General features: G+C 61.2%; 21 protein-coding genes. 8 read left to right on the top strand and 13 right to left on the bottom strand.

From position 1 onward, the window contains the following. The first annotated feature begins 1 nt into the window (after position 1). Positions 2–991 carry an aldo/keto reductase gene (locus MRS74_RS05715; protein ID WP_254579321.1) on the top strand — a complete coding sequence of 330 codons (990 nt, stop codon included), beginning with the start codon at positions 2–4 and terminating at the stop codon, positions 989–991. 4 nt (positions 992–995) lie between these two features. On the opposite strand, the gene MRS74_RS05710 is transcribed toward MRS74_RS05715, so the two are convergent. From MRS74_RS05710 to MRS74_RS05700, 3 genes are all read right to left on the bottom strand, one after another. Then, the gene (locus MRS74_RS05710) at positions 996–2,021 is read right to left on the bottom strand and encodes an AbrB family transcriptional regulator (RefSeq protein WP_254579320.1); all 1,026 of its coding nucleotides are present in this window, start codon (positions 2,019–2,021) and stop codon (positions 996–998) included. A gap of 482 nt (positions 2,022–2,503) precedes the next feature. Beyond that, positions 2,504–3,877: a sensor histidine kinase gene (locus tag MRS74_RS05705; protein WP_254579319.1), complete on the bottom strand. Its 1,374-nt coding sequence runs from the start codon at positions 3,875–3,877 to the stop codon at positions 2,504–2,506. Continuing rightward, a complete protein-coding gene (locus MRS74_RS05700) occupies positions 3,877–4,593 on the bottom strand; it encodes a response regulator (protein ID WP_254579318.1) in 717 nt (238 codons plus the stop codon). The genes MRS74_RS05705 and MRS74_RS05700 overlap by 1 nt, the downstream gene beginning before the upstream one ends. 203 nt (positions 4,594–4,796) lie before the next feature. Between MRS74_RS05700 and MRS74_RS05695 the strand changes: the two genes are divergently transcribed. Together MRS74_RS05695 and MRS74_RS05690 are read left to right on the top strand one after the other, a co-directional pair. Next, entirely contained in the window at positions 4,797–5,651 is an 855-nt protein-coding gene (locus tag MRS74_RS05695) for an MraY family glycosyltransferase (protein ID WP_254579317.1), read from the top strand. 68 nt (positions 5,652–5,719) lie between these two features. Continuing rightward, complete coding sequence (locus tag MRS74_RS05690; RefSeq protein ID WP_254579316.1) at positions 5,720–6,301, top strand: YceI family protein; 582 nt, start codon at positions 5,720–5,722, stop codon at positions 6,299–6,301. A gap of 81 nt (positions 6,302–6,382) precedes the next feature. On the opposite strand, the gene MRS74_RS05685 is transcribed toward MRS74_RS05690, so the two are convergent. The 5 genes from MRS74_RS05685 to MRS74_RS05665 form a co-directional block, all read right to left on the bottom strand. Further along, complete coding sequence (locus MRS74_RS05685; protein ID WP_254579315.1) at positions 6,383–6,886, bottom strand: Crp/Fnr family transcriptional regulator; 504 nt, start codon at positions 6,884–6,886, stop codon at positions 6,383–6,385. A gap of 142 nt (positions 6,887–7,028) precedes the next feature. After that, positions 7,029–7,487, bottom strand: coding sequence for a DUF4149 domain-containing protein (locus tag MRS74_RS05680; protein ID WP_254579314.1), 459 nt, complete (start codon positions 7,485–7,487; stop codon positions 7,029–7,031). Positions 7,488–7,926: 439 nt separating this feature from the next. Then, positions 7,927–9,282, bottom strand: coding sequence for a Do family serine endopeptidase (locus tag MRS74_RS05675; protein ID WP_254579313.1), 1,356 nt, complete (start codon positions 9,280–9,282; stop codon positions 7,927–7,929). A 29-nt stretch (positions 9,283–9,311) separates the two neighbouring features. Further along, positions 9,312–9,623 carry a hypothetical protein gene (locus MRS74_RS05670; RefSeq protein WP_254579312.1) on the bottom strand — a complete coding sequence of 104 codons (312 nt, stop codon included), beginning with the start codon at positions 9,621–9,623 and terminating at the stop codon, positions 9,312–9,314. An 83-nt stretch (positions 9,624–9,706) separates the two neighbouring features. Further along, positions 9,707–10,012, bottom strand: coding sequence for a hypothetical protein (locus tag MRS74_RS05665; protein WP_254579311.1), 306 nt, complete (start codon positions 10,010–10,012; stop codon positions 9,707–9,709). A 633-nt stretch (positions 10,013–10,645) separates the two neighbouring features. Between MRS74_RS05665 and MRS74_RS05660 the strand changes: the two genes are divergently transcribed. The 3 genes from MRS74_RS05660 to MRS74_RS05655 all read left to right on the top strand — a co-directional run bounded on the left by MRS74_RS05660 (position 10,646) and on the right by MRS74_RS05655 (position 12,884). Continuing rightward, positions 10,646–10,999 (top strand): hypothetical protein, encoded by a 354-nt coding sequence (locus MRS74_RS05660; protein ID WP_254579310.1) that lies wholly within the window; start codon positions 10,646–10,648, stop codon positions 10,997–10,999. Positions 11,000–11,212: 213 nt separating this feature from the next. Then, positions 11,213–11,335, top strand: coding sequence for a hypothetical protein (locus tag MRS74_RS23975; protein WP_256557816.1), 123 nt, complete (start codon positions 11,213–11,215; stop codon positions 11,333–11,335). A gap of 247 nt (positions 11,336–11,582) precedes the next feature. Beyond that, positions 11,583–12,884 (top strand): DUF2254 domain-containing protein, encoded by a 1,302-nt coding sequence (locus tag MRS74_RS05655; protein ID WP_254579309.1) that lies wholly within the window; start codon positions 11,583–11,585, stop codon positions 12,882–12,884. A gap of 25 nt (positions 12,885–12,909) precedes the next feature. Here the strand turns inward: MRS74_RS05655 and MRS74_RS05650 are convergent, their stop codons facing one another. The 5 genes from MRS74_RS05650 to MRS74_RS05630 all read right to left on the bottom strand — a co-directional run bounded on the left by MRS74_RS05650 (position 12,910) and on the right by MRS74_RS05630 (position 20,779). Beyond that, complete coding sequence (locus tag MRS74_RS05650) at positions 12,910–14,712, bottom strand: ABC transporter ATP-binding protein (RefSeq protein WP_254579308.1); 1,803 nt, start codon at positions 14,710–14,712, stop codon at positions 12,910–12,912. After that, entirely contained in the window at positions 14,709–16,475 is a 1,767-nt protein-coding gene (locus MRS74_RS05645; protein WP_254579307.1) for an ABC transporter transmembrane domain-containing protein, read from the bottom strand. Before MRS74_RS05645 ends, MRS74_RS05650 begins: the two co-directional genes overlap by 4 nt. Before the next feature lie 83 nt (positions 16,476–16,558). Then, positions 16,559–17,653 carry a lipocalin-like domain-containing protein gene (locus tag MRS74_RS05640; RefSeq protein ID WP_254579306.1) on the bottom strand — a complete coding sequence of 365 codons (1,095 nt, stop codon included), beginning with the start codon at positions 17,651–17,653 and terminating at the stop codon, positions 16,559–16,561. Continuing rightward, positions 17,646–20,114: an FtsX-like permease family protein gene (locus tag MRS74_RS05635; RefSeq protein ID WP_254579305.1), complete on the bottom strand. Its 2,469-nt coding sequence runs from the start codon at positions 20,112–20,114 to the stop codon at positions 17,646–17,648. The genes MRS74_RS05640 and MRS74_RS05635 overlap by 8 nt, the downstream gene beginning before the upstream one ends. After that, positions 20,111–20,779 carry an ABC transporter ATP-binding protein gene (locus tag MRS74_RS05630; RefSeq protein WP_254579304.1) on the bottom strand — a complete coding sequence of 223 codons (669 nt, stop codon included), beginning with the start codon at positions 20,777–20,779 and terminating at the stop codon, positions 20,111–20,113. The genes MRS74_RS05635 and MRS74_RS05630 overlap by 4 nt, the downstream gene beginning before the upstream one ends. Before the next feature lie 197 nt (positions 20,780–20,976). Between MRS74_RS05630 and MRS74_RS05625 the strand changes: the two genes are divergently transcribed. Beyond that, positions 20,977–21,567: a cysteine dioxygenase family protein gene (locus tag MRS74_RS05625; protein WP_254579303.1), complete on the top strand. Its 591-nt coding sequence runs from the start codon at positions 20,977–20,979 to the stop codon at positions 21,565–21,567. Positions 21,568–21,779: 212 nt separating this feature from the next. Continuing rightward, positions 21,780–22,625: an SPOR domain-containing protein gene (locus tag MRS74_RS05620; protein ID WP_254579302.1), complete on the top strand. Its 846-nt coding sequence runs from the start codon at positions 21,780–21,782 to the stop codon at positions 22,623–22,625. Positions 22,626–22,891: the final 266 nt, after the last annotated feature.

The raw sequence follows: 22,891 nt of genomic DNA, 5'->3' as shown, positions 1-22,891 counted from the left end.
TATGCAGCGGCGCACACTCGGCCCCTTTGACGTTTCGGCCATCGGTTTCGGCTGCATGAGCCTGTCCCACGGCTATGGCCCTGGCCCCGATGAAGACAGCGCCACTCGCCTGCTGAATCAGGCGCTGGACGCAGGTCATACACTGCTCGATACCGCCGCCCTCTATGGTTTCGGACAGAACGAAAGCCTGCTTGGCGAGGCGGTGATGCACAGGCGCGATGAGTTCGTGCTGACGAGCAAGTGCGGTATCTTCAGGAACGAGGCTGGCAAGCGGGAAATCAATGGGCGCCCCGAGGTGCTGCGCAAAACCTGTGAAGACAGCCTGCGTCGCCTCAATACCGACACCATTGACCTTTACTATCTGCACCGCTGGGACAAGCAGGTGCCCATCGAGGAAAGCGTTGGCGCCCTGGGTGACCTGGTGCGCGCTGGCAAGGTCCGCGCCCTAGGCCTGTCCGAGGTATCGGCGAAGACCCTGCACCGGGCCCACGCCGAACATCCGATCAGCGCCGTGCAGAGCGAGTATTCACTCTGGACCCGCGAGCCCGAAATCGCCGTACTGCAAGCCTGCAAGGATATAGGTGCTGCCTTCGTGGCCTTCAGCCCGCTGGCACGGGGCTTTCTGACCGGCCAGCTGACAGACCCGCAGCAACTGGCCGATAGTGATCTCAGGCGCAGCATGCCGCGCTTTAGCGAACAGAACTACCCCGCCAACCTTGCGCTGTTGCACGAATACCAGCGCATCGCGAGGCAAACGGAATGCTCCATGGCGCAATTGGCGCTGGCCTGGCTACTGGCCAGGAGCGATCACATAATCCCGATCCCGGGTACCAGCAATGCCGGCCACCTGATCGAGAACAGCCAGAGCGCCGAGGTCGTGCTGTCACAGGAATCAATGGACCGGCTGGAGGAGCTGATAAACCAGCATAGGGTCCGGGGGGCACGCTATAACGACGCCACCCTGCTGGAAGTGGATACCGAAACCTTCTGAGCCCTTAAAGGGCACGCGCGCGGGCGAAGAGGTACTGACTGGCTGTGATCAGCAGAATCAGCAGGTAGATCCGCACCAGATTGTGCGCGGTCACAAAGGTGGCATCGAGCGACAGGGACAGCGCCACCAGGCTCATCTCACCCACACCTCCGGGGGCAAAGGCCAGAAATGCCGACACCAGGTCGATGCGGGTCAGCTGCTGCACCAGCCAGGCAGTACCCAGCGCAATGCACATGGTCAGCACAAAGGCCGCCACGCCTGTGCCGATCTGGTGGCGCACCTGGGCCCAGCTCAGGGGCATAAAGCGACAGCCCACCGAGGCTCCCAGCACCACCAAGGCGGCATCCAGCAGCAGCGGATGCAGGCTGCCCTGCACCAGACCGCTACCATAAAGCACCGCGGTAGTGAGCGCGGCACCGGCCATTTCGGCGGCGGGTATCTGCAGCCTGCGCAGCAGCAGAATCACAGCGCCATTCACCCCCAGCAGCCAGCCCAGATCCGCCAGACTCAGCGCCGAGCGGTGCACTATGGGCTCGGGCAGCAGTTCGCCGCCGAGAACCGAGGCCAGCAAGGGTGCACTCATGACCAGCAGGAAAACCCGCAGCGACTGCAACAGCGCCACGGTGCGCGTATCGGCCCCCGAGCCCTGACTGGCCAGAATCAGAAAGCTGAGTGCGCCGGGCGCGGCCGAATAGAAGGCCGTGGCCCAGTCAAAGCGGCCCGCGTAGCGATAAAACAGCGTAATAATCAGCGTCAGCAGTGGGACATAAAGCAGAATCAGCGCCAGGGAGTAGCGCCAGTCCAGCAGTTGCTGCACCAGATCCGACGACACCCCGGAGCCCAGGTAAACGCCCAGCACCGCCAGAAACAGGCTGCGCAACCCCCCCGGCACCGCCACCTGCCTGCCCGCGACCGCCAGGGCTCCGGTCAGGCACATGGAACCCAGCATCCAGGGCAACGGAATGGCGGCGAGCCACGCCAGATAACCGCCCAGGGTGGCGAGCATCAGGGTTACCAGGGTTCTGCACATAAGGTCCTCTACGGGTACTCCTGCTGCGCGGACCTGCGTCTGCGTTATGTGGAAATTCCAATGACGTCACTCATGATCGCGACTGCGGCGCGTCACTGTGCCCGCAGGACACCTACATCCATATACAAAAAAGCACCGCTGACCCGGCCAGCAGTGCTTATTCTGAAGCGATCCCTGCAAAGGGCTCTCTTCACGCAAGAGCCGCAATCCTCAGTGTCTGACGACCCGAACGCCTTCCAGCAAGTCAGGCCGGGACTCCACATAGGTGAAGTAGACACTGCATTTCGCCAGTGAGCGCACACAAGCATTCAGAAAAGCTTTCATTCATCGCACCCTTGTTATTGTTTTCGGCCCCGTAATCATAGCCACAGGGCGCAGGCGCAACTATATAACGGAAATCTGGCAGCTGCCAGCCCGGCAAAACCGCCTGCCGGGCGACCTTTGCAGAGTTAAAGAAGTCCAGAGCTCAGGTGCTTCTGTGCTCAGCTGCGGGGCAACTGCAGCTCGACCTCAAGCCCGCCGGCGTTACGATTGCGCAAATAAACCTCGCCACCGTGGGCGTGGGCAATGCTGCGGGCGATGGCGAGTCCAAGGCCTATGCCGCCGGTGTCCCGGTTGCGCGAGCTCTCCAGCCGCACGAAGGGATCAAACACCCGTTCTAAATCCGCCGCCGCGATACCGGGCCCCTGATCACGCACAAATATCTGCAGCTGCTGGGCGTTCTGGCGTATTTCAACCTCGGCGCTGCCACCGTAGTGACAGGCATTTTCAATCAGGTTGCTCAAAGCCCGGCGCAGGGACACCGGCCGGCACAAAAACGGAATTCGCAGACTGTCGTCATAGCTGATATTCAGTCCCAGCGCCTGCAGGTCATCACACAGACTGCCGGTCAGTGCCGCCAGATCAACGTTGCGCGAGTCTTCCTGCACCGCATCCTCCCGCGTGAACGCCAGGGTCGCGTTTATCATGTCCTGCATTTCCCCCAGGATGCACAGCATCTTGTCACGTTCCGGCCCCTGGGGCAGGAACTCGGCATGCAGGCGCAACGATGTCAGGGGGGTACGCAGGTCATGGGAAATGGCCGCCATCATCTGGGTACGGTTGCGCACGAAGCGTTCGAGGCGCTCACGCATCCGGTTGAAGGCCCGCATGGTATGGCGCATGTCCTGCGGGCCCTGCTCTGAAATAACCTCTGTTGTCTCGCCACGCCCTATCCGGTCCGCCGCCTGGGTCAGCGCCGCCAGCGGTGCTGTGACGTGGCGCACAATCAGCACCACCACTATGACCGTCAGGGCAAAGAGCCCCAGCGCCACCAGCAGCGGGCCTATCCAGCTCGGCAGTTTGGTGGGCGACAGCAGCACCGCATTGAGCCACTGGCCATCGGCGCGTTGCAGCGACACTGTGGCCAGGGGCAGGCCGCCGCCCGCCGGATCGAACAGCAGATTCGGCCGGAGCAGATTCTGTACCCAGCTGTAGCACCAGTAATAGCGCGGGCTGATGGACAGCCGAGTCTGATCCTGCGCTGTACTGGATAGGTCGCGCAGACGCTGGTACAGCGGATGATCAGGCGCGGTGCGCTCGGCGGGACTCGCCGCAGCATCGGCCTCTATGGCGAAGCGAAAGCGGGTACTGGTCACGGAACTCAGCATCTGCTGATGCAGCTCTATTGGTGTGTCGCCCAGAAGTCGCTCCATGGCGGCGCTGCGCGATACCAGATCTTCCATCTGACTCTGACGCACGGCACGGCTGCGTTCTTCGAAGAAGATATAAACCGTCGTGGCATTCACGATCCCCAGCGTTACGATCAGCAGACCAATCACCCTGCCGGGCAGACTCTGGCGCAGGTAGCGCAGCATTATTCAGTCACCTCGGCACTGAGCATGTAACCTCCGCCCCACACCGTCTTGATCAGCACCGGGTTGCCCGGATCCTGTTCGATCTTGCGGCGCAGGCGGCTGACCTGGTTGTCGATACTGCGATCGAATACCTCAGCCTGACGACCCCGCGTCATATCCAGCAGCTGCTCACGGCTCAGCACCCGCCGCGGATGCGCGAGAAAGGTGGACAACAGCTTGAATTCAGCGGTGCTCAGGGGCACCGCCACCTCATCGGCTCCCACCAGCTCCCGGCGGGCAACATCCAGCCGCCAGCCGGCAAAGCACAACTGCTCCGCCACCGGTGCCTCGCGCTGCGGCGGCAGCGCCTCGGTACGGCGCAGCACCGCCTTGATGCGGGCCAGCAGCTCGCGGGGGAAAAACGGTTTTGTCAGGTAATCATCGGCGCCCATTTCCAGCCCCAGCACACGGTCGGTTTCTTCCGCCATGGCGGTCAGCATGATAATGGGAATCTGGCCGTGCTCCCGCAGGTGACGACAGAGCGACAGTCCATCCTCGCCCGGCATCATCAAATCCAGCACCACCAGATCGATGGCACTGCCCGCCAGGCGTTTTTTCATTTCCTGACCGTCCCGCGCCGTGCTGACCCGCATCTCGTACTGCTCAAGATAGCGTGCCACCAGATCACGAATCTCCTGATGGTCGTCAACAACAAGTATGTGGGGCGTCGTGTTCATGGGATCTCAGCCGGTGTGGGAGTCAGGCCAGCTTAACCGCTGCGCAGACCCTGGGCGAACAACAAAGTGTATCAAAGTATGCCAGGAGCCCCGCCTGCGACAAGGCGCGACAATTCGGCCGCTGACTGAAAAACTTTGTACACATTTAACCGGCTTAATAGAGCCCTGACCGCAACCCATCCATAAAAGGCCGAGGCGCACGGATGTCATCCTTGTTGAATAACCCCGCCATACAAAGCTCACTGCTACCCCTGCTGCTGGCCCTGGGCCTGAGCGGGCTGATCCGCGTGGCATTCGGCCCGCAAGCCGGCGCCCGGCTTGCCAGCGCCGCCATTGCCATTGGCTTTCTTGCCAGCCTGTTGCTGATCCAGACACCGGTCTTCCCGCCACGTTCGGCATCGCAAAAACTGCCCTATCTGGTTGCACTGGCCCTGGTGCTGGGGCTCATTATCGACAGCCTGGATCTGCGCGGCCGCTTACTGCAGGGGGTCGGCTTTGCACTCTCCCTCCTGGCCCTGGGCTGGTTGCTGGGCAGCCGCATCGGGCGCATCGACCTGGCAGGCTGGGTTCTGATACTGGTGCTGATCGCCGTCGCCCTGCTCGCTACCCTGCGTTTCAACGCGTCCCGGGAACGCCTCGATGCGGGCATCATGCTGCTCTTTGCCAGCGGTGGTGTCGGCGCCATCAGCCTGATCGGCGCCTCGGCGTCCATCGCCCAGACCGGCTTTGCCATGATGGCAGCCTGCGGCGGCTTTCTGCTGTGGAACTGGCCCCGGGTACGCTTTGCCCTGGGGGCCAGTGGCCACTATGTGCTGCTCACCGCCCTGGTGGCCCTCTGTGCTCAGCTGCTGTTTTTCACCAAGGCCAGCGGCTGGGCCCTGCTGCTGCTGACCCCGTTGCTGCTGATCGACATGTTGCAGGCCCGCCTGCCGGGGCTGCGCAATATCACCCAGCCCGGCCCCCGGGCTCTGTGCCTGGCCGTACTTGGCGCATTGATCTGCGCGCTGGCCATCACAGTGGCACTGCTGCTCGGCACTGAAAGCGCATCCGGCTACTAAAACCACATTGCCTTGTGCAGTACAAAAACCAATCGCAGTTCAAAACCAACAACCGAAAGGATCTGATCATGACACTGAAAAACCTGCTCACCGCCGGTATCCTTGCCGCCACCCTGTCCAGTGGTGCGGCCTTCGCTGCCCCTGCCAACTACACGATTGACACCGCCCACACCAGCGCCGTGTTCAACATCAACCATCTGGGCTTCTCCACCATGTTCGGCCGCTTCGGCAAGATGGACGGCACCCTGGTGCTGGACGCCGACAATATCGAAAACTCCAGCATCCAGATGGTCATCGACACTGAGTCGGTTACCACCTTCCACGAGAAGCGTGACGAGCACCTGCGCTCGCCGGATTTTTTCAATGCTGCCGAATTCTCTGAAATGACATTTGAAAGCAGCAAGATCACCAAGACCGGCGACAATACCGCCACCCTCGAAGGTGACCTGACCCTGCTGGGCGTTACCAAGCCGGTAGTGCTGGACATGATCATCAACAAGATAGGCCCGCACCCGTTTACCAAGGCACCGATGGCCGGCTTCTCCGCCAGCGGCACCATCAAGCGCAGCGACTTCGGCATGGGCTACGGCCTGCCCGCCATCGGCGATGAAGTGGCTCTGCGTCTGGACCTTGAAGCCGCGCCCGAATAAGTCAGGCTAATTGAATGTCGGCGGCGCCAGAGCGGTGGCGCCGGCACACAGCGGTGCTAAAGCACGGGTACGGCCGGCTGATCAGTCGACCTTACCTGTGCTTTGCTGCATGCTCATATGGACGATAATGCTGTTCAGCTGACGAATGCCCCGGGCCATTTCCCGCGACAGGTTCAGCAATAGCAGACCGAAGGCTTCGGGCTCGCTGATATGCAATCCGAGAAACTGGTCGGACGATATTTCCACCACCAGGGTTTCTTGCGCCGCGACCGCCGTAGCGACCCGCTCGTGCAAGCCTATCATGGCAACAAAACCTATCGTTTCGCCCTGAGTATGGTGGCGCGAAAAAGCGTGCTGATCGTCAGCGCAGCTATACATGGCCAGCTGGCCGCTAATCACCACAAAGAAGCTGTAAACCCGATCTCCCGCCCGGTAAAGTACCTCCCCCTGGTCGAGCTGCCGGACATGGCCTTCAGCCAGCAAACGCTGCACCGTGGTGTCCGGCAAGGCCCCGAAGGTGGACATCTCCCTGAAATGAACCGCTCCCAATGAATGCCAGAGTGCCTGGCCATCTATGGTTTTCATGCAACAACCTGTTACCACTCGCCAAAACCGATCGACGGCAGCACCGCCATTTGTCTGAAGCTCTGCTCCTGACAGCCGGTCGGGCATGGCCGTTCATAACGAGGAAAAGACCGAAGTGTTAAGCCCGACAGGCTACCTAACCTTAAGCGTAGAGCATTCGCCCAGCCACGGCATTCACCACTGTGATCAGCCCCAGCAGCAGATTAATGCCCACAAAGCGGCGAATCTGGTTGAGCTGCACGCCCGCCTGCTGCCAGTCTGACGCGCCCACCGCCTTTTTCAGACGCTGAAAGGGGGCGAAATACAGATGCAGGAAGAGCGCCACCATCAGATAACCGGTGGCGAGCATGACATGTACATGCATTCCCACCGCGGTCATGCCGCCCATCAATCCGATCATCCAGTGGCCGGTCAGCAGCAGCGTGACAATGGCACCCCAGACCCAGACGAAAAAGCGGCTGAACAGCTGGCACCAGAGCGTCAGGCGCTGCGGCGGTTCCAGTACTTTGGCCGCCACCGGACGCAGGCACTGGTAAGCGAAAAACATGCCCCCCACCCAGATAACGGCAGCAAGCAGATGCAGACTAATGGCCAGAGGCATGGGAGAAAATCCTGTGAGTTAAGTTGACTGCCGATGGAAGCACAGAACGACGTCGCCGTGAAGCTAATGTACTGCTTCGCCCTAATGGGTGCTTATAGAGCCCGTCAATTCGTGTCCGGCAAGGCGCCGTTCGCAGGTATAAGTGGGGCTCTTGCCAAGAGCGGCAACGCAGCAGGGCGCGAATTGGCGAGCTCCCTGCGGGCGACTCGCTAAAAGCGCCTCTAAGAGCGAAGTACTACACTAGATCGCACCTTCCAGGCAGGGAGCCTGTCTATTCGCCAGGTAGTTTCGTGGCCGCACACACATATACGTGCCTGGGTGTGACTGCCAGGAAGTGCGGGAATCCTGGCGCTGCAGGAGAAAAGGCAAAACGCACTTAGAGTCCACAAAGGACAAACAGGCAGGGAGCCTGTTTGTCCTTCAGCGTTGCCAGCTTAAATTAGTGAATCACCAGGAAAAACACACCTCCGCCCCGTTCGACCTGCAACAGCACGGGATCGTCACTGTTCTGCAGCGCCTGGGCGACATCCTCCACCGAGGCAACCTTGATCCGGTTGACGCTCAGCAGGACATCGTTGGCACGCAGGCCATTGGCCGCCGCCATTGAGTCCGGCGACAGCGCCTTGATCTGCACACCCGCTCCCCCGGGGTTGGGCTGCAGCGTCAGGTTCTGCAACAGCGGATGTTCAGCTTTGATCGCCCAGTCCGCCGACTCACCGACATCAACCTCAAGCATCAGGGTTCTGCCATCGCGCAGTACCTTCAGCGACAGGGTTTCGCCAATCTCGCTGAAGGCAATGCTGTTGCGCAGCTGACCGGTAGTCGGCGATGCCTGACCGTTAACGGCCATGATCAGGTCACCGGCTTCCAGCCCGGCCTTGTCGGCTTCGGAGTCCTTCTTCACATCGGTCACCAGCACGCCCTTTTGGCCATTGGGCAGTTTAAAGGCCTTTTGCAGCGCAGGCGTCATGTCCTGAATCGCGACACCGATCTGGCCCCGCTTGACCTCGCCATGCTCCAGAATCTGCGCCGCACTGGCCTGGGCCATATTGACCGGGATAGCAAAACCGATACCCACGTTACCGCCGCCGGGGGCAATAATCGCCGTATTGATCCCCACCAGCTCGCCGCGCAGGTTCACCAGCGCACCACCGGAGTTACCCGGGTTGATCGAGGCATCGGTCTGGATAAAGTCTTCATAGCCCTCGATTCCAAGACCACTGCGCCCCAGCGCACTGACAACACCGGTGGTAATGGTCTGGCCCAGACCAAAGGGATTGCCGATGGCCACCACGAAGTCACCCACGCGCAGATCGTCCGAATCCGCCAGCGACACGGCGGTAAGAGCATCGGCTTCGATCTTCAGCACCGCGATGTCCACCTCGGGATCGCCCCCCACCAGCTCGGCCTCGAAGGTTCTGCCATCGGTCAGCGATACCTGAATTTCATCCGCGCCCTTGATGACATGGAAGTTGGTAATGATGGAGCCTTTGGCGGCATCAACAATGACACCGGAACCGGCACTGGTCTGACGGCGCCGCGGGCGCGGCCGGGCCTGTTCATCGGGAATATTAAAGAAGCGCCTGAAGAAGGGATCCTGCAGCAGGGGATTCTGCTGCTGCGGCTTGCTGGTATAGGTCGAAATATTCACCACCGCCGGATTGACCTGCTCCAGCATGGGCGCCAGAGACGGCAGCTCGCGCCCCGCGCCATCGGTCATTGGCAAGCCCGCCATGCTCAGGCTCGACAAGGTGGCAAGCATCAGAATCAGCATGTACCTGATTTTACGCGCCATGATTGGGGTACTCCTGTGCATTAAAGTATTCATACGTGCGCCCGGCTTTCGGGGTTTTTGTAACGGATAAGACTGCCTATCTGGTCGAATGCATCGGCAACCGCAAGATCAATGGAGCCATTGTTGACGTAGACATCACACTGTTTGCGCCCGGCCGCACGCATCGAAATATGGCACTGATACAGGTGCTTGGGACGCCCGCCGTACGGTACCTGATCCAGCACTATATCCACGCGGGTGATTTGTGGCGCCGCCGCCGCGAGCCATTTCAGCCGGTGGCTGATCTGCTGTTTGGCGGGCGCATCACTCACGCCATGGCGAAAAAGGGTTGAAGTAATCATGCAATCCCCCGGGGGGCAGTAACCTGCAGACGTGCAGGCGTCGCCCCAAATAAATGGAATCAATAAAAATAAAAATTAAGTCGTTAAACGCTCGAAAGGGATGCCAGAGCCACCGGGGGGGCGCGGATAGACTGAAGACCGCTGATCGATGTGCCATAGGCGGCCTGATATTGGAGCCCAGGCTGATTTTGTGGCAGGTCGAACAGGCAGGTTAATACAACGACGGCAAAAACCCGATCGGCACCGCCGCAGGGCACCGGATCAATAACCGCAGACACTGTGCTGAAATCAGCATGACTCGCCGGCAGCGCTTCATCGCTAGCCTGCTCGGATGCCGATACGCCCAGCGAAAACAGCAGCAATGTCAGGGTATAGAGTAATGCCTTCACGTCCGTTCCAGGCTCCGTACAACAGGTTGATTACCGGTGCAGTTTCAATAGATTGCACGAATCGCATTTAGTTCGGCAGCAGGCAAGCGAAAACCGGCCAACGCAACCTTGGCTCCCGTGTGACTCCCGTGTAGCGCCCGTCACAGCCGTTCGCCAGTCACAGGATTCTGTCGTTACTCCGCTGTCGCAGCGGCAGTTAATCTTGCAGAACTCAGGCCTTTGGCTGCATTGCGCAGTTAATCACCGTATAGTGAAAAAGTGCCAGGGTTAATATATGAAGCATGGGATGCTTCATCATTGGGCCTTTCGTTGGAACTAAGACCCAATGTGAACGCCTTCTCTTCTCCCAAAAAAGGTCAGCATGTCCGCGTACTTGCGCCCATTCTTTTGGTATTAAAGAGCCTATGGCGTGACAGACAAGATAGGGAACCTATTTGTCCGTTAGCCTAATAGATAATGCGATACAGGCTGATAATCGTCAGCGAGCAACGCAGCGCTGTCGACGTTGTTGTCGGCATCTGCCAACACAGGGTGAAAACTAATATGGACGATAGAGTCAGGAATATAAAAACACCGGAAAAATGTGAAATATTTGCCAAAAACTGTGCCGAGCGTGGCCGGGATGATTTGGCGATGGAAGCCAAACAGCGGGCCGTACAACTGCGGGCCGACGCCTACGACACCGAGTCGGAGGCAGAAAAAGATGCTATCAGCGCCATCTATGCCTATGAAGAAGTCCTCAGCGTCAAAAACGGCAAGAAAACCCGCGCCTCCAGCACCTGGCAGCTGATCAAGCGTCACGGCATCATCAGCGCCGTTGATCGCGCCATCAATCGCCCGGCCGAGCCCGAAGGCTACAGCAGCCTCGTCGACATGGGCCTTGAAGACTATGCACTGGAAGCCGTGATCATCCGCTACCCGGAAACCTTCAGCGACGACGCCGTAAAAATATCCCAGGACAGAATCAAGCAGTGGACTGCCCCCTGATCCGTCGCCGTTAATTCCGCGAGCGCTGAGCAGACATCACCAGCGCCCGCCCTTGCCTCTATCCCCGCACCCCCCGCCGCCCCCGCAATGACAACACAGATCCAGGTTCGAATCCGGCAGTGGCCAGGCGCCATAAAGACCCGCGCGACCGGACAAGGACTTTCTCCCCGTTTCAGGGTAACTTGGCCACTCCTAAACCACTGGAGAGCCTTCATGATCAAACTAAAGGGAATTGTCGCAACGCTGGTGACCCTATCGGCACTTGGCAGCGGCGCCGTTATCGCAGAGGAAGCCGAGAAGGCCATACCGGCCGTTGCTAACAAACACGATGACTGACGGGCCAGTGCGCGCCTGTATGCAGCCGAGATGCATCATCATTGGGCCATCCTCAGAAGCAATGGCCCACAATGCGCATGCCGGCTATATCCCCTGAAAAATCCAGCCTATACGCCTAGCTGCGCTCATTCTCTTGGATTAAAGGGCCTGTGGCGGGGAAGAAAACCTATTTGCCTGTCAGGTTAATAGAGGAGTGCTACGCTTTGCGGGTAGCCATTTTCAACAGGTTCCCTCAAAGTGACTGGTAATGCATGATCGCCTGAGATTTTTCCTCAACCGCATCGGCGAGCGCCTCTGGGTCAAGCCGCTGCTTAATTGCGTGCTGTCGGTTCTCTGGGTCTACGTTGCCAAATTGGCTGACTACACGGGCCTCGCGGCCCTGGTGCCGAGCATTTCTCGGGGCTCGATCGAAACACTGCTCAGCATTATTTCCTCCAGCATGCTGGTCATCGCCACCTTCGCCGTTGCCTCCATGGTTTCGGCCTACGCCTCGGCCAGCACTACTGCCACGCCACGCACCTTTGCCCTGGTGATCGCAGACGACAGTTCCCAGAACGCGCTCTCCGCCTTTATCGGTGCCTTCATATTCGGCATCGTCGCCCTCATCGCCCTGAAAAATGGCTACTTCGGCAAAGCGGGCTATTTTGCCCTCTTCATTCTGACCCTGCTGGTGTTTGCCATCGTTATCATCACCTTCGTGCGGTGGGTCGACTCCATTGCCCGCCTGGGTCGTATGGGCAGCACCGTACACAAGGCAGAAAAGGCCACAGCCACTGCGCTGCGGCGCAGACGCTGCTCCCCCACCCTCGGAGGCATTGCGGTGGCGCCGCTTGCGCCAGGCGCACAAACGGTGTTCAGCGACGATATTGGCTATGTGCAGATTGTGGATCTGGCAGCCCTGCAGACGCTGGCGGAAAAGTCACGCCTGCGTATCAGCCTGACCTGTCTCCCCGGCAGCTTTATAGGCCCGGGCAGGCCCCTGGCCCAGGTTGTACCAGACGCGGCATCCGCAGCAGCCCCGCCAGACAACGCTGCTGCCCCCTGGGACGTCGCTGAAATTGCTGCCGCCTTTCGGGTTCTTCCCGAACGCACCTTCGATGAGGACCCGCGCTTTGGCCTGATCGTACTGGCGGAAATCGCCAGCCGGGCGCTATCGCCGGCGGTAAATGATCCCGGTACCGCCATTGATGTGATTGGCTCGCTGGTGCGGCTGTTTGCGCTCTGGGCGGCGCCTGTCGGCGATGACGAGCGCTCCACTCCCCAGTTCGACCGCGTCGGCGTCCCCGAACTCGCACTGCGGGACATGTTTGACGATGCCTTCAACCCGATTGCCCGCGATGGCGCCGCCAACCTCGAAGTGGCCACTCGGCTGCAGAAAGCCTTTGAAAGCCTCGCCGCCACCGGCCAGGGTGAAATGCAGCGGCTCAGCCTGGAGCATTCCCTCCGGGCGCTGGGGCGCGCCGAACAGGAGCTGCACTTCGAGCCGGATCGGGTGCGCCTGCGCCAGGTAGCGGACAGACTGAGGCGCGTCGACTCGCCGCCTTACTGAACAGTACAAATTCACGCCCAAAGCCTCAGACGCCTTCGGCCTCTTCCACCCGCCGCGCCTGCTGCTGCAGACGATACATGGAACCGTAAAGGCCATCGGGGCGGGCCAGCAGCTCGGTGTGAGTGCCGGTTTCTGCAATCTCGCCGTGGGACAGCACCAGAATACGGTCGGCCTGGCGAATGGTGGACAAACGATGCGCCACCACAATCAGCGTAACCTTGCCATGCAGCTCACTCAGCGCCTGCTGCACCACCTGCTCGGTTTCGCTGTCGACGTTGGCCGTGGCCTCATCAAGCAAGAGGATGCGCGGCGAAGCGGCCAGGGCCCTGGCGATAATCAGCTGCTGGCGCTGGCCAGTCGAGAGTCGCGTACCCCGCTCCCCCAGCAGCGTCTGATAGCCCAGCGGCATGGACTCGATAAGGCTGTGCAGATGCGCCTGGCGCGCCGCCTTTTCGATGGCCGCCTGGCCCAGGTCCCGCCCCATATCGATGTTGTCGTAGAGGCTGGCCGCGAGCACAAAGGGCTCCTGCGGAATAAGGCCGATACCTGAGCGCAGAGCCTCGTGGCCCAGCTGCGACAGGGGCTGATCGTCCAGACGAATCTCGCCACCGGTAGGGGTATAGAAATTCAGCAGCAGGTTCAGCAGCGTACTCTTGCCGCTGCCGGTATGGCCCACCACGGCGAAGAATCCACCGGCCGGCACCTCGATCGAAAGCGTCTTAAGCACGGGTTTGCCCGGCTGATACTGGAAATCCAGCTGCCGCACGCTGATGGCACCGGCACTGATCAGTGCATCACCGGCCGGGTATTGCTGCTCGCCCTCCTGTATCAGCTGATGCACACGGCTGCCCGCGACCATGGCCTGCTGATAGAGATTGAAGCGCTGGGTGATTTCGGCCAGGGGCTCGGTAAAGCGACTCAGGTAATTGAGAAAGGCGTAGAGCACGCCGATTTCCGCCACACCGGCGACCTGCTGCAGACCAAAGCCCCAGACCACCGCCACCAGCACCAGTACGCTGAGCAGGTCGATGGCCGGGCGCAGCAAGAAAGCTCCGGCTCGCACGGTGCGCATGCGGGCGCGGTAATATCGGCTGTTCAGGCCTTCGAACTGGGCGCTGAAACGCTGCTGCTGATTGCTGGCCTGAATCACCCCCATACCGGCGATGGACTCGCTGATACTGGCGTTGATCTCGGAGCGAAGCTGGCGCGTTTGTCCCACCGCGGTGCCGCTGAGACGCTGATAGACGTAAATCACCGCCACCACCGCCGGTACCAGGGTCAGGGCAATCAACATCAGCTGCACATTGAGCAGCCCCATGGCGACTATGATACCCGCCAGCAGAATCAGATTGGTCAGCACCACCGACAGGAACTGCACATACAGATCCTTGATGGCCTCGGTATCGTTGGTGATGCGGCTGACCAACTGACCGGTCATGGCGCGATCATAAAAGACCATGGGCAGGCGCAGCACATGGGCGAACACCCGCTCGCGAATATCCAGCACGGCCCCGAGCGCCATGTCGCAAAATCGCAGCGTTTGCTGGTAACGCAACCAGGCGGCCGAGATCTGGGTCAGCAGGTAGACCAGCAGCAGGCTCAGCAACGCCCGCAGCTCGAAATTTTCCGGTAGCAGATGATCGTCGATAAAGACTTTAAGCAGAATCGGGCCGGCCACATCCGCCGCCGTCGCCAGCAGGAGCAACAGCAGTGCCCGTAGCAGCAGCGGCTTGTCCCGCACCACATAGTCGCTCAGCAGGCGAAAGGCGCCGCGCTTGTCCCGAGGCAGCTCAGTCTGCTCGGTGTTGCTATGGGCTGAAGCACTCATGCCCCGACCTCCTGATCCCTGGCATCCAGCGACGCTTCGAGTTGTTGATAGGCATCCATGCGACTGTACCAGCCATCCCCTGCCTGCAGGGCGGCATGAGTGCCACGCTCCAGCACAACGCCATGGGACAGTACAATAATCTCGTCGGCATGCTGCACCGCAGACAATCGGTGGCTGATGATAATGCAGCTCTGGGCGCCAATATTGCGCCGCAGATGCCCCAGAATACGCCGCTCGGTATGCACATCCACCGCCGAAAGCGCATCATCCAGCACCAGCACCGGTGCTCGCGTCAGCAGTGCCCGGGCTATCGCCAGACGCTGGCGCTGACCACCGGAGAGGGTCACGCCACGCTCGCCCACCGGGGTGTCGTAGCCCTGTTCAAAACCCATGATATCGTCGTGTACCGACGCTATGCGGGCGGCGGCTTCAATATCAGCCTGGCTGGCATCGGGCCTGACCAGGGCAATATTCTGCGCGATACTGATACTGAACAGGAATGCGTCCTGGGGCACATAGGCGAAAGTCCCGCGCACCGCCGCCAGCTGTAATTCCCTGATCGCTACGCCGCCCAGTTCAATGACACCCTGCTGTGCATCCCAATAGCGCATCAACAGCTGAACCAGCGTGCTCTTGCCGGCGCCGGTCGGGCCTACGACCCCGAGTACCCGCCCCCGGGGCAGAGTCAGGTCGATCTGCGCCAGCGCAGGCGTCGGGCTGTCTGGATAGCTGAAGGTCAGCCCCCGCAGGCGGATATCCGCCCCCGATGGCTGCTGGGTGCCACTGGCATCGATGCTGTCCGGTCGTTGCAGCAGGCTGTCTACCCGCTTGAAGGCGGCACTGCCGCGCTCGACAATGTTCAGCAGCCAGCCAAAGGCAAACATCGGCCAGATCAGCTGCCCCAGGTACATGATAAAGCTGGCCAGGGCGCCGACCGTCAGTGCCTGCTCCACTATCAGCCAGGCGCCAAAGCCCACACTCAGCGCCAGCGCCGCCGCCATGCACAAAAAGATCACCGGTTCAAACAGCGCTTCGCTGCGCGCCACCTTGAAGTTGCTTGCCGCGGCTTCTTCGGCGATGGCACAGAAAGCGCGGGTCTCAACGCTTTCGCGCCCCATGGCCTTGACCAGGCGAATGCCGGCCAGGGCTTCCTGGGTGCGGTCATTGAGTCGGGAGAACTGCTCCAGCGCCTGCTGAAAATGGCGGTGTACAGCACTGGAGATGCGATAAAACGCCAGCGCCATAAAGGGAAAGGGGAGCAGCGCCACCAGCGCCAGACGCCAGTCAATGACGACAAACATCATCAACAGCACCAGCAGCAGTGTCAGCAGGCCGTCAAAGCCCGACAGCACGCCCTCGCCTGCCGCAAGCTCGATGGCATCAATATCGTTGGTGGCGCGGGCCATCAGATCGCCGGTGTTGTGAACGTTGTAGAACGCCTGCCCCTGGCGTGTCAGGCGCTGATAAAAGCGCGCCCGCAGCAGGTTACCCAGCCGATAGGAGGTCCCAAACAGAATCAGCCGCCAGCCCATGCGCAGCAGATAGACCGCCAGCCCCAGCCCGCACAGCGCCAGCAGATAATGCGCACCCGGGGTGGCGTTGTCGGTGCCGGTCGGCGTTTGCAGCAGCGCGTCTATGGCGCGGCCAACCAGCCAGGGCACGCTCATGTTCAGCACGGCCACGCCCGCCAGCATCAGCAACGCCAGGCTGTAGGTACGCCAGTGTTCACGAAAAAACCAGCCAAGCTGAAAAAATAACACCATGGGAAAAACCGGTCTCGGGGCAGGATTGACAGTCGATAACGCAAAGCTCGTCAGCATAACCCGAAGCCGCACAGGGCGCAGCCTCAGTCGCCGTAGCCGGTCATTTCCAGGTAGCCTTCACCACCATGACTGCCGCTCACGTCCACCGGCCCTTCCCAGTAACTCAGCCGGCCCGGATTCCAGTATTCGCCGGGCCAGGAGCGGACCTCCAGGTCGATGCCCTGGGCGGGCACCCTCACCTGCCAGCGTACCGGCACCCTGCCCCGGTGACTGTCGCGTTCTTCCAGCGGCACCAGGCTGAATTCCGCCGCTTTCAGCGCTTGCCCGCGGCCATCGGCCTGCACCAGCGTGGCGGTGTAAAAGGGATCGCGACCCCGGATGCGATACAGCATCAGGTGGCGGCCATCGTCCAGATGCAGCGCCAGCCAGTCCCAGCCCTGCTGATCCGGCTGCAGCAGCTGACTGGTCCATTCGCGATCAAACCAGCCCTGGCCGGTCACGGCAAAGCGCTGGCCATCCTGTTCCACCTCGCCCTGGATGGCCAGGGCCGGATAGCTGAAGTACATGGAACCGCCGCCCGCGGCCGACTTGGCATTAAAGCCCCGCTCCCCATGCAGGACCGCAGGTTGCGTCGGCTTCAGCTGCAGGCGATAGCCAAAGCCATCGGCCTGTACCTGCAGCGCCAAGCTATCGTCTGTGCCGGCCACCAGCTGCCAGTCATCGATCCAGGCCGCAAAAGGTTGTGCGCTGACGCCGGCCTGGCCGGTGCCGCCGCGGGCGGCCTTGGCCGCAAAACGGTGCGCACCGGGCCGGCTCAGTGCAGCATGGGCCAACCAGAGTTCGTCCTGCTTCCAGCCGGTGGCATCGCCCGGGTTTTTCCCGGGACGCAGGCCCAGGCGAAACAGGGTCCACTGCAGGCCGAAAAGCTCGCCGCCGGGACCCTGCAGATTGGCGGTCAGATACCACCATTCCAGCCGATAGTCCGGATGGCTGCCCAGGTCCTGTGGCAGGCTGACTGGCACCTGCGGTCCCGCCTCGCTGAACCCCGGGGCAATGTCCGATCCGATCCAGGCGGCAAGGCGGCTGTCCGGCGCCTGTCGCGGCTTGCAGCCGCCCGCCACCAGAGCCAGCACCAGCACCAGCACCGTCAGGCCCCCGCGCAGCCGTCGCCTATTCATTTTTCAACGTCTCGAGGCGCACCGGGCTGGCCATCAGCAAACCGGTTAAAACCCCCACCAGCAGACAGGCCAGCCACACCTGCAGCCAGTATGCCGGGTAGAGGTTAAAGGGCAGCGCCCAGCCAAAGGCCACCGGATTGACCCGGGCCACCAGCACCCAGGACAGGAAAATGCCCAGCGGCGTCGCCAGCACCCCCAGCACGGTGGTGAGCAGCATGGCATGGGCGCACAGGCGCCAGCGCAACTGGCCTCGGGTCAAACCACAGACATAGATCCAGCTATACAGGCGCTGACGCAAATGAAACAGCGTCAGCGCCATCAGCATCAGCGCAACCCCGGACAGTATGAGCGTCAGCCCGCTCAGCGCGCCGGTAATATCGAAGGTACGGCCGAACACCGCCCGGGCCCCCGCCTTGAGCGAGGCCTGATCGCGCAGTCGGCTGCCACCAAGCCAGGGATACTGTTGCGTCCAACGCTGCCAATCCGGCGCGGACCCGGGCGCCAGCCCCAGCACAAAGGTGGTGTAACGCCCGGGCAGAGCCGCGGGTAAATGGCGTGACCACAGCAGAATTTCGCCATCCGGCCTGCCGTAGTCGGCATAGATGGCCGCCACCTGGTACAGCTTTTCCATGGAACCCATTCGCACCTTCATCCAGTCGCCGAGCTTGAGGTGCTGACGCCGCGCCAGCTGCTCATTGACCATCAGACCCTGCCCCAGCAGCGCCTGCCAGGGCTGCGGCGCCGATTCAAGAAAATCCCAGCCCGACACCAGCCTGGAGCCAGGATCCACCCCCAGCACATCCACCGCCTGTTGCTCCACCAGCGCCCGTCCCCGCACTTGGGGCAGCACTGCCACCACCCGGGGCAGCGTCTGCAGCTGCGCAACCCAGTCCTGCAACGCCACCGGTTGCCCGGGATCCAGATAGAGCTGCCCCTGCAGGCGCTGATCGAGCCAGCGCGCGAAGGTGCTTTCAAATCCCGTCACCATGGCCTGGATGCCAATGGCCGAGGCAATGGCAAACGCCAGCGCCAGCAATGGCAGGCGCAGCAGGCGGCACAGCGCCTGCATCTCCGAGCAGGACCACTCCAGCAGCACTGCGCCAGGCCTTTGCTGCAACAGTGCCTGCAGCCCTGCCAGCAGTAGCGACAGCATGCGCGGCAGCAACAGCCCGGCGCCCAGCAGGCAGGCACCGGTGGCGGCAAAAATCAGCCACAGCGGCGTATCCAGCGCCAGCCCCAGAACGCCCGCCTGCATCAGCATCACAGCGGCGAGCCAGCCCCAGAGTCCCTCACCGCGGCTGTCCTCGCCCGAGGGCCTGCCGAAGCGCAGCAGCAAGATATCGCTGCAGGCCCAGACCAGCAGCACCAGCAGGATAAAGGCGGCCCGCAGCCAGAGTGCCCCCGCCGACAGGCCCGCACCCAGGCCCTCCACACTGAACAGCCCGGCCAGGGTGCCCTTAAAACCATCGGCCAAGAGGCCCGCCAGCACCTGTCCAAGCCATACGCCCAGAGCCCCGCCGAGCACGCACAGCAACAGCATTTCCAGCAGCAGATAGAGTCGCAGGCGCCACAGCTCAACGCCCTGGCGATAGAGAATGTCCAGGCTGCGCCGGCGCTGTTCCATCGAAAACAGATAGACCGCCCGTACCAGCAGCGCCGCCACCAGCAAGGCCAGCCAGCCAAGCGCCTCCAGACTGAGCAGAAAGCTGTTCGCCAGCGGCGCCGACGAAACCCCGTAGTCCTGCAGCAGCGCCTCGTAGCCTTGCGGCAGCTTCCCGGCCAGCGGCGCCGGCATCAGCAGCTCAAGCCGGGTCTCGCGGCCGATCTGCCAGGCAATAGCCGCTATGGTGGCGATATCGCCAAGCAGCAGATCGGCCGGCAGACCGGGCTTCTGGTGCAGCGCATAGTCAAGGGCCGCTGCTTGCACACTGCTTTTCCACAGCAGCAATGCGGCAGACGAACCCCAGAGTGCTCCCGGTGACGACATTCCTTGTGCTGTCTCCTGCCCGGCCATCAGCTCCGGCGTTGCTGCATTGAGCACAGCCGACATCCAGGGGAGCGAAGGCAGGCAGTCCGCCGTAAGAGGATCGACGCCCAGCAGGCGCAGCCTCGCCCTGCGGGCTGAAGATACCGCGCTCTGCGGGTTGCTGTTGCCTGGGTTAGCGGCCTGATTAAGTTCAAGCTGCAGATTGAGGCGCGGTGTAACGCACAGACCCGCACGGCGCAGCAGCGCGAAGTCGTCCACCCCCAGCGGGCGCTTGTCGAGCCGCTGCAGCGACAATTGCGGCGCCTGAGCCTGCACTGAGGCTTTAATGGAGTCGGCGCCCCGACTGGTCAGTGATTGCACGCCGCTCCAGAGCATGGCGGCACAGGCGAGAATCAGCAGCAGGCCAGCCAGCTGCCCCGGGTGGCGACGGTAATGGCTCAGGTACGCCTGCGCCAGATAGACTGCCGGGGTCATGGGCGCAGGGCACCGTTGCTGAGGTGCAGCACCCGATCACAGCACTGCGCCAGTACCGGGTTGTGGGTCACGATCAGGGCCGTCAGGCCGCGTTCGTGCATGGCCTTGAAGAACAGCGGCATTACCCGCCCGGCACTGGTTTCATCCAGACTGCCGGTGGGCTCATCCGCCAGAATCAGTTCAGGCTGCATGGCAAAGGCACAGGCAAGGGCTGCACGCTGGCGCTGACCGCCGGACAGCTGGTCGGGGAAACGTTGCGCCACATCGCCAATACCCAGCGCCAGCAGCAGCTCAAGCGGCTCGACCTTGAGCCCCGCCAGACCGGCCCGAAAGACAATATTGCGGGAAACATTAAGGGTTGGTATCAGATTACCATCCTGGAACAGGGTGGCAATGCGATGGCGACGCCAGCGCGCCCAGCCGTTGTCGCCCAGTTCCTGGTACGGTTGGCCGAACACCTTCAGCGAGCCCTGATCGGGGCGCATCAGACCATTCAGCAGGTTCAGCAGGGTCGACTTGCCACAGCCCGAGGGCCCCATAATGGCCACGGACTCACCCGCGGCAAGTTCAAACGACAGATCACGCAGCACCTCGACCCGGGTCTCCCCGCGGCCATAATGCTTGCAGATTCCATCCGCCTGTATCACCCGTTCAGTCATCGCCATCCGCATCCCGTCATCGCACTCAGTATAGAGCCCGGCACCCGTCATGCCGGTGCTGCGCGCACAGGGTCAAGCTGCACCCGCCTGGTTAACAACAACGCCCCTGAACAGTCTGTTTGGCAGCGGTTGCACAGCAAAACGCCTAAATGCGCCAGCTTCTGGTAGGCTTTAAGTACAAGCCTAGTGTTGAGGAGACCGCCATGCATAACACCGCCCGTCTGCGTGATTTTGTTCAGGCCTTCACTGTGCTGGTAAACGAATCGGACGATGAAGCAAAGCTGCTGGATGCCGGCGAGGTGCTGCTCGCAGACCTGATCCGCCACGACGACTGGCTGCCGGATGCCTACAGCCAGCCAGGGCTCACCGAGTATCAACAGTACCTGCTGCACTGCGATCCGCTGGAACGTTTTTCGGTGGTCAGCTTTGTCTGGGGCCCAGGTCAGTGCACGCCCATACACGATCACCAGGTCTGGGGCATGGTCGGTGTGCTGCGCGGCCTGGAGCGCTGCGAGGAGTTCGCACCCGACCCGCAGAGCGGCAAGTTGCTGGCGCTTGGCAGCCACGAGCTGCACCCCGGCAGCATCGACCTGGTATCACCGCGCATCGGCGATATTCACCGGGTGTCCAACGGGCTGAGTGACGCTCCCTCCGTCAGCATCCACGTCTATGGCGGCAATATAGGTGCCCAGCGCCGCAATCTCTACGACCCCGGCAGCAATGCCCAGCAGCACTTTATCTCCGGCTATTCCAACGGCGAGGTCATCAACCTGTGGGACAGGTCGGATGAATAGTGGCTGGCTCAGCGCCCAATGAAGCCATCAACGGGACGCTCAAGCTGAGGCAAATGGTGCTTGGCATCGTCCTGCCTCGGACTCAGAATCGAAGAATGATTTTTGAACGCTTCCGGGGGCTGCGCTGAACCATGCTGGAACAGACCGCTCGTCTATATTGTTACTGACAAACAAGAGAGACACCGCCATGAAAGATAAAGGGAATAAATACCATGCAGGCTGATGAGTTTGAACCGCCTTCCGAGACAGGGAACGACCATCTCGGAAAACGAGTCGGTCAGACTCCGGATCGCGAGCCGCTCATTCCCACAACAGAGAGCAGCCGCAGGCCAAATGCGCAAAGGGCCGCACCCGCTGGATCCGCAACGGCGGTAGCTCGCTATCAGTACACCCTGTCTGCGGTCTTGATCACTTTCGTCATCGCCGTCGTCGGGCTTTTTCTACTGACAGACTCACGCGTCAACGATCTGGAATCCCGCCTTGGCGCAAAGATTGCCCTTGCCTCGACACCGCCTGCTCCCGCCGACAACAGCAACCAGATAGCGGCCATCAACGGGATAAATGACCGACTTGACGCGCTGCAAACCGCACTGGATGAACTCAGGGCGCAGTCCGACGCAGGCAAAGAGCCCGACGCAGCCTCGCTACATGCAGACACTGGCGTCAGTGAGACAGGTCCAACACCCCAGACAGAGAGCAAGACAGAGACCAAGGTGCTAGATGCGAAAGTAGAAGCGGCGCAGACGGAAACACCTGTGGTTGCCACCAGCAAACAGATAGCGGCCCCCGCGCAGGCGGTGCAGGACAAGTGGCTTATCAATATTGCCTCATTCTCCCAGCAGAAATCCGCGCAACAAATGCAAAGCAAATTAGTGTCACTGGGCCAGATAGCGACCACTGAGCCCGTTAACCTGAAAGGCAAAAAAATCTATCGAGTGCGCATCACCGGCCTGCCAGACCGCAAAGCCGCCGAATCGGAAGCCCTGCGCTTGCAAAAGGTGCTGCAGCTTTCAGGGTTCTGGGTTGCCAAAGACCCAGGCAGTAGCGACGCACAATAACCTGGCGATGGTGGCGGCGATTCTCTGTTGTTGCTGGCTCTACCGGCATGAGCGTCAGCAGGCTTCCTGACCGGCGGCGGCATACTGACAGATATTGGACGGAGGCCGTTCATTCTCGCCCCTTGAACCCTGAACGAAGAACGCAACAGGCAGAGCCAGACGAGCAACGCTCACAGAGCGCAGCTTGGTTTACAACACAGGGACAGGAATCCTATCCGGGATAAGTCCGACGAAATGGCCGTTTGAGTCAAGCACTTGGCCTCTAT

Origin of the sequence: Marinobacterium sedimentorum, assembly GCF_024267675.1 — a bacterium.
GTDB lineage: Bacteria > Pseudomonadota > Gammaproteobacteria > Pseudomonadales > Balneatricaceae > Marinobacterium_A > Marinobacterium_A sedimentorum.
This window is presented reverse-complemented; position numbering and strand designations above follow the sequence as displayed.

Coding starts and splice junctions, on each gene's coding strand:
- MRS74_RS05715 (WP_254579321.1), top strand. CDS start 2: ATGCAGCGGCGCACACTCGGCCCCTTTGACGTTTCGGCCATCGGTTTC.
- MRS74_RS05710 (WP_254579320.1), bottom strand. CDS start 2,021: ATGTGCAGAACCCTGGTAACCCTGATGCTCGCCACCCTGGGCGGTTAT.
- MRS74_RS05705 (WP_254579319.1), bottom strand. CDS start 3,877: ATGCTGCGCTACCTGCGCCAGAGTCTGCCCGGCAGGGTGATTGGTCTG.
- MRS74_RS05700 (WP_254579318.1), bottom strand. CDS start 4,593: ATGAACACGACGCCCCACATACTTGTTGTTGACGACCATCAGGAGATT.
- MRS74_RS05695 (WP_254579317.1), top strand. CDS start 4,797: ATGTCATCCTTGTTGAATAACCCCGCCATACAAAGCTCACTGCTACCC.
- MRS74_RS05690 (WP_254579316.1), top strand. CDS start 5,720: ATGACACTGAAAAACCTGCTCACCGCCGGTATCCTTGCCGCCACCCTG.
- MRS74_RS05685 (WP_254579315.1), bottom strand. CDS start 6,886: ATGAAAACCATAGATGGCCAGGCACTCTGGCATTCATTGGGAGCGGTT.
- MRS74_RS05680 (WP_254579314.1), bottom strand. CDS start 7,487: ATGCCTCTGGCCATTAGTCTGCATCTGCTTGCTGCCGTTATCTGGGTG.
- MRS74_RS05675 (WP_254579313.1), bottom strand. CDS start 9,282: ATGGCGCGTAAAATCAGGTACATGCTGATTCTGATGCTTGCCACCTTG.
- MRS74_RS05670 (WP_254579312.1), bottom strand. CDS start 9,623: ATGATTACTTCAACCCTTTTTCGCCATGGCGTGAGTGATGCGCCCGCC.
- MRS74_RS05660 (WP_254579310.1), top strand. CDS start 10,646: ATGGAAGCCAAACAGCGGGCCGTACAACTGCGGGCCGACGCCTACGAC.
- MRS74_RS23975 (WP_256557816.1), top strand. CDS start 11,213: ATGATCAAACTAAAGGGAATTGTCGCAACGCTGGTGACCCTATCGGCA.
- MRS74_RS05655 (WP_254579309.1), top strand. CDS start 11,583: ATGCATGATCGCCTGAGATTTTTCCTCAACCGCATCGGCGAGCGCCTC.
- MRS74_RS05650 (WP_254579308.1), bottom strand. CDS start 14,712: ATGAGTGCTTCAGCCCATAGCAACACCGAGCAGACTGAGCTGCCTCGG.
- MRS74_RS05645 (WP_254579307.1), bottom strand. CDS start 16,475: ATGGTGTTATTTTTTCAGCTTGGCTGGTTTTTTCGTGAACACTGGCGT.
- MRS74_RS05640 (WP_254579306.1), bottom strand. CDS start 17,653: ATGAATAGGCGACGGCTGCGCGGGGGCCTGACGGTGCTGGTGCTGGTG.
- MRS74_RS05635 (WP_254579305.1), bottom strand. CDS start 20,114: ATGACCCCGGCAGTCTATCTGGCGCAGGCGTACCTGAGCCATTACCGT.
- MRS74_RS05630 (WP_254579304.1), bottom strand. CDS start 20,779: ATGGCGATGACTGAACGGGTGATACAGGCGGATGGAATCTGCAAGCAT.
- MRS74_RS05625 (WP_254579303.1), top strand. CDS start 20,977: ATGCATAACACCGCCCGTCTGCGTGATTTTGTTCAGGCCTTCACTGTG.
- MRS74_RS05620 (WP_254579302.1), top strand. CDS start 21,780: ATGCAGGCTGATGAGTTTGAACCGCCTTCCGAGACAGGGAACGACCAT.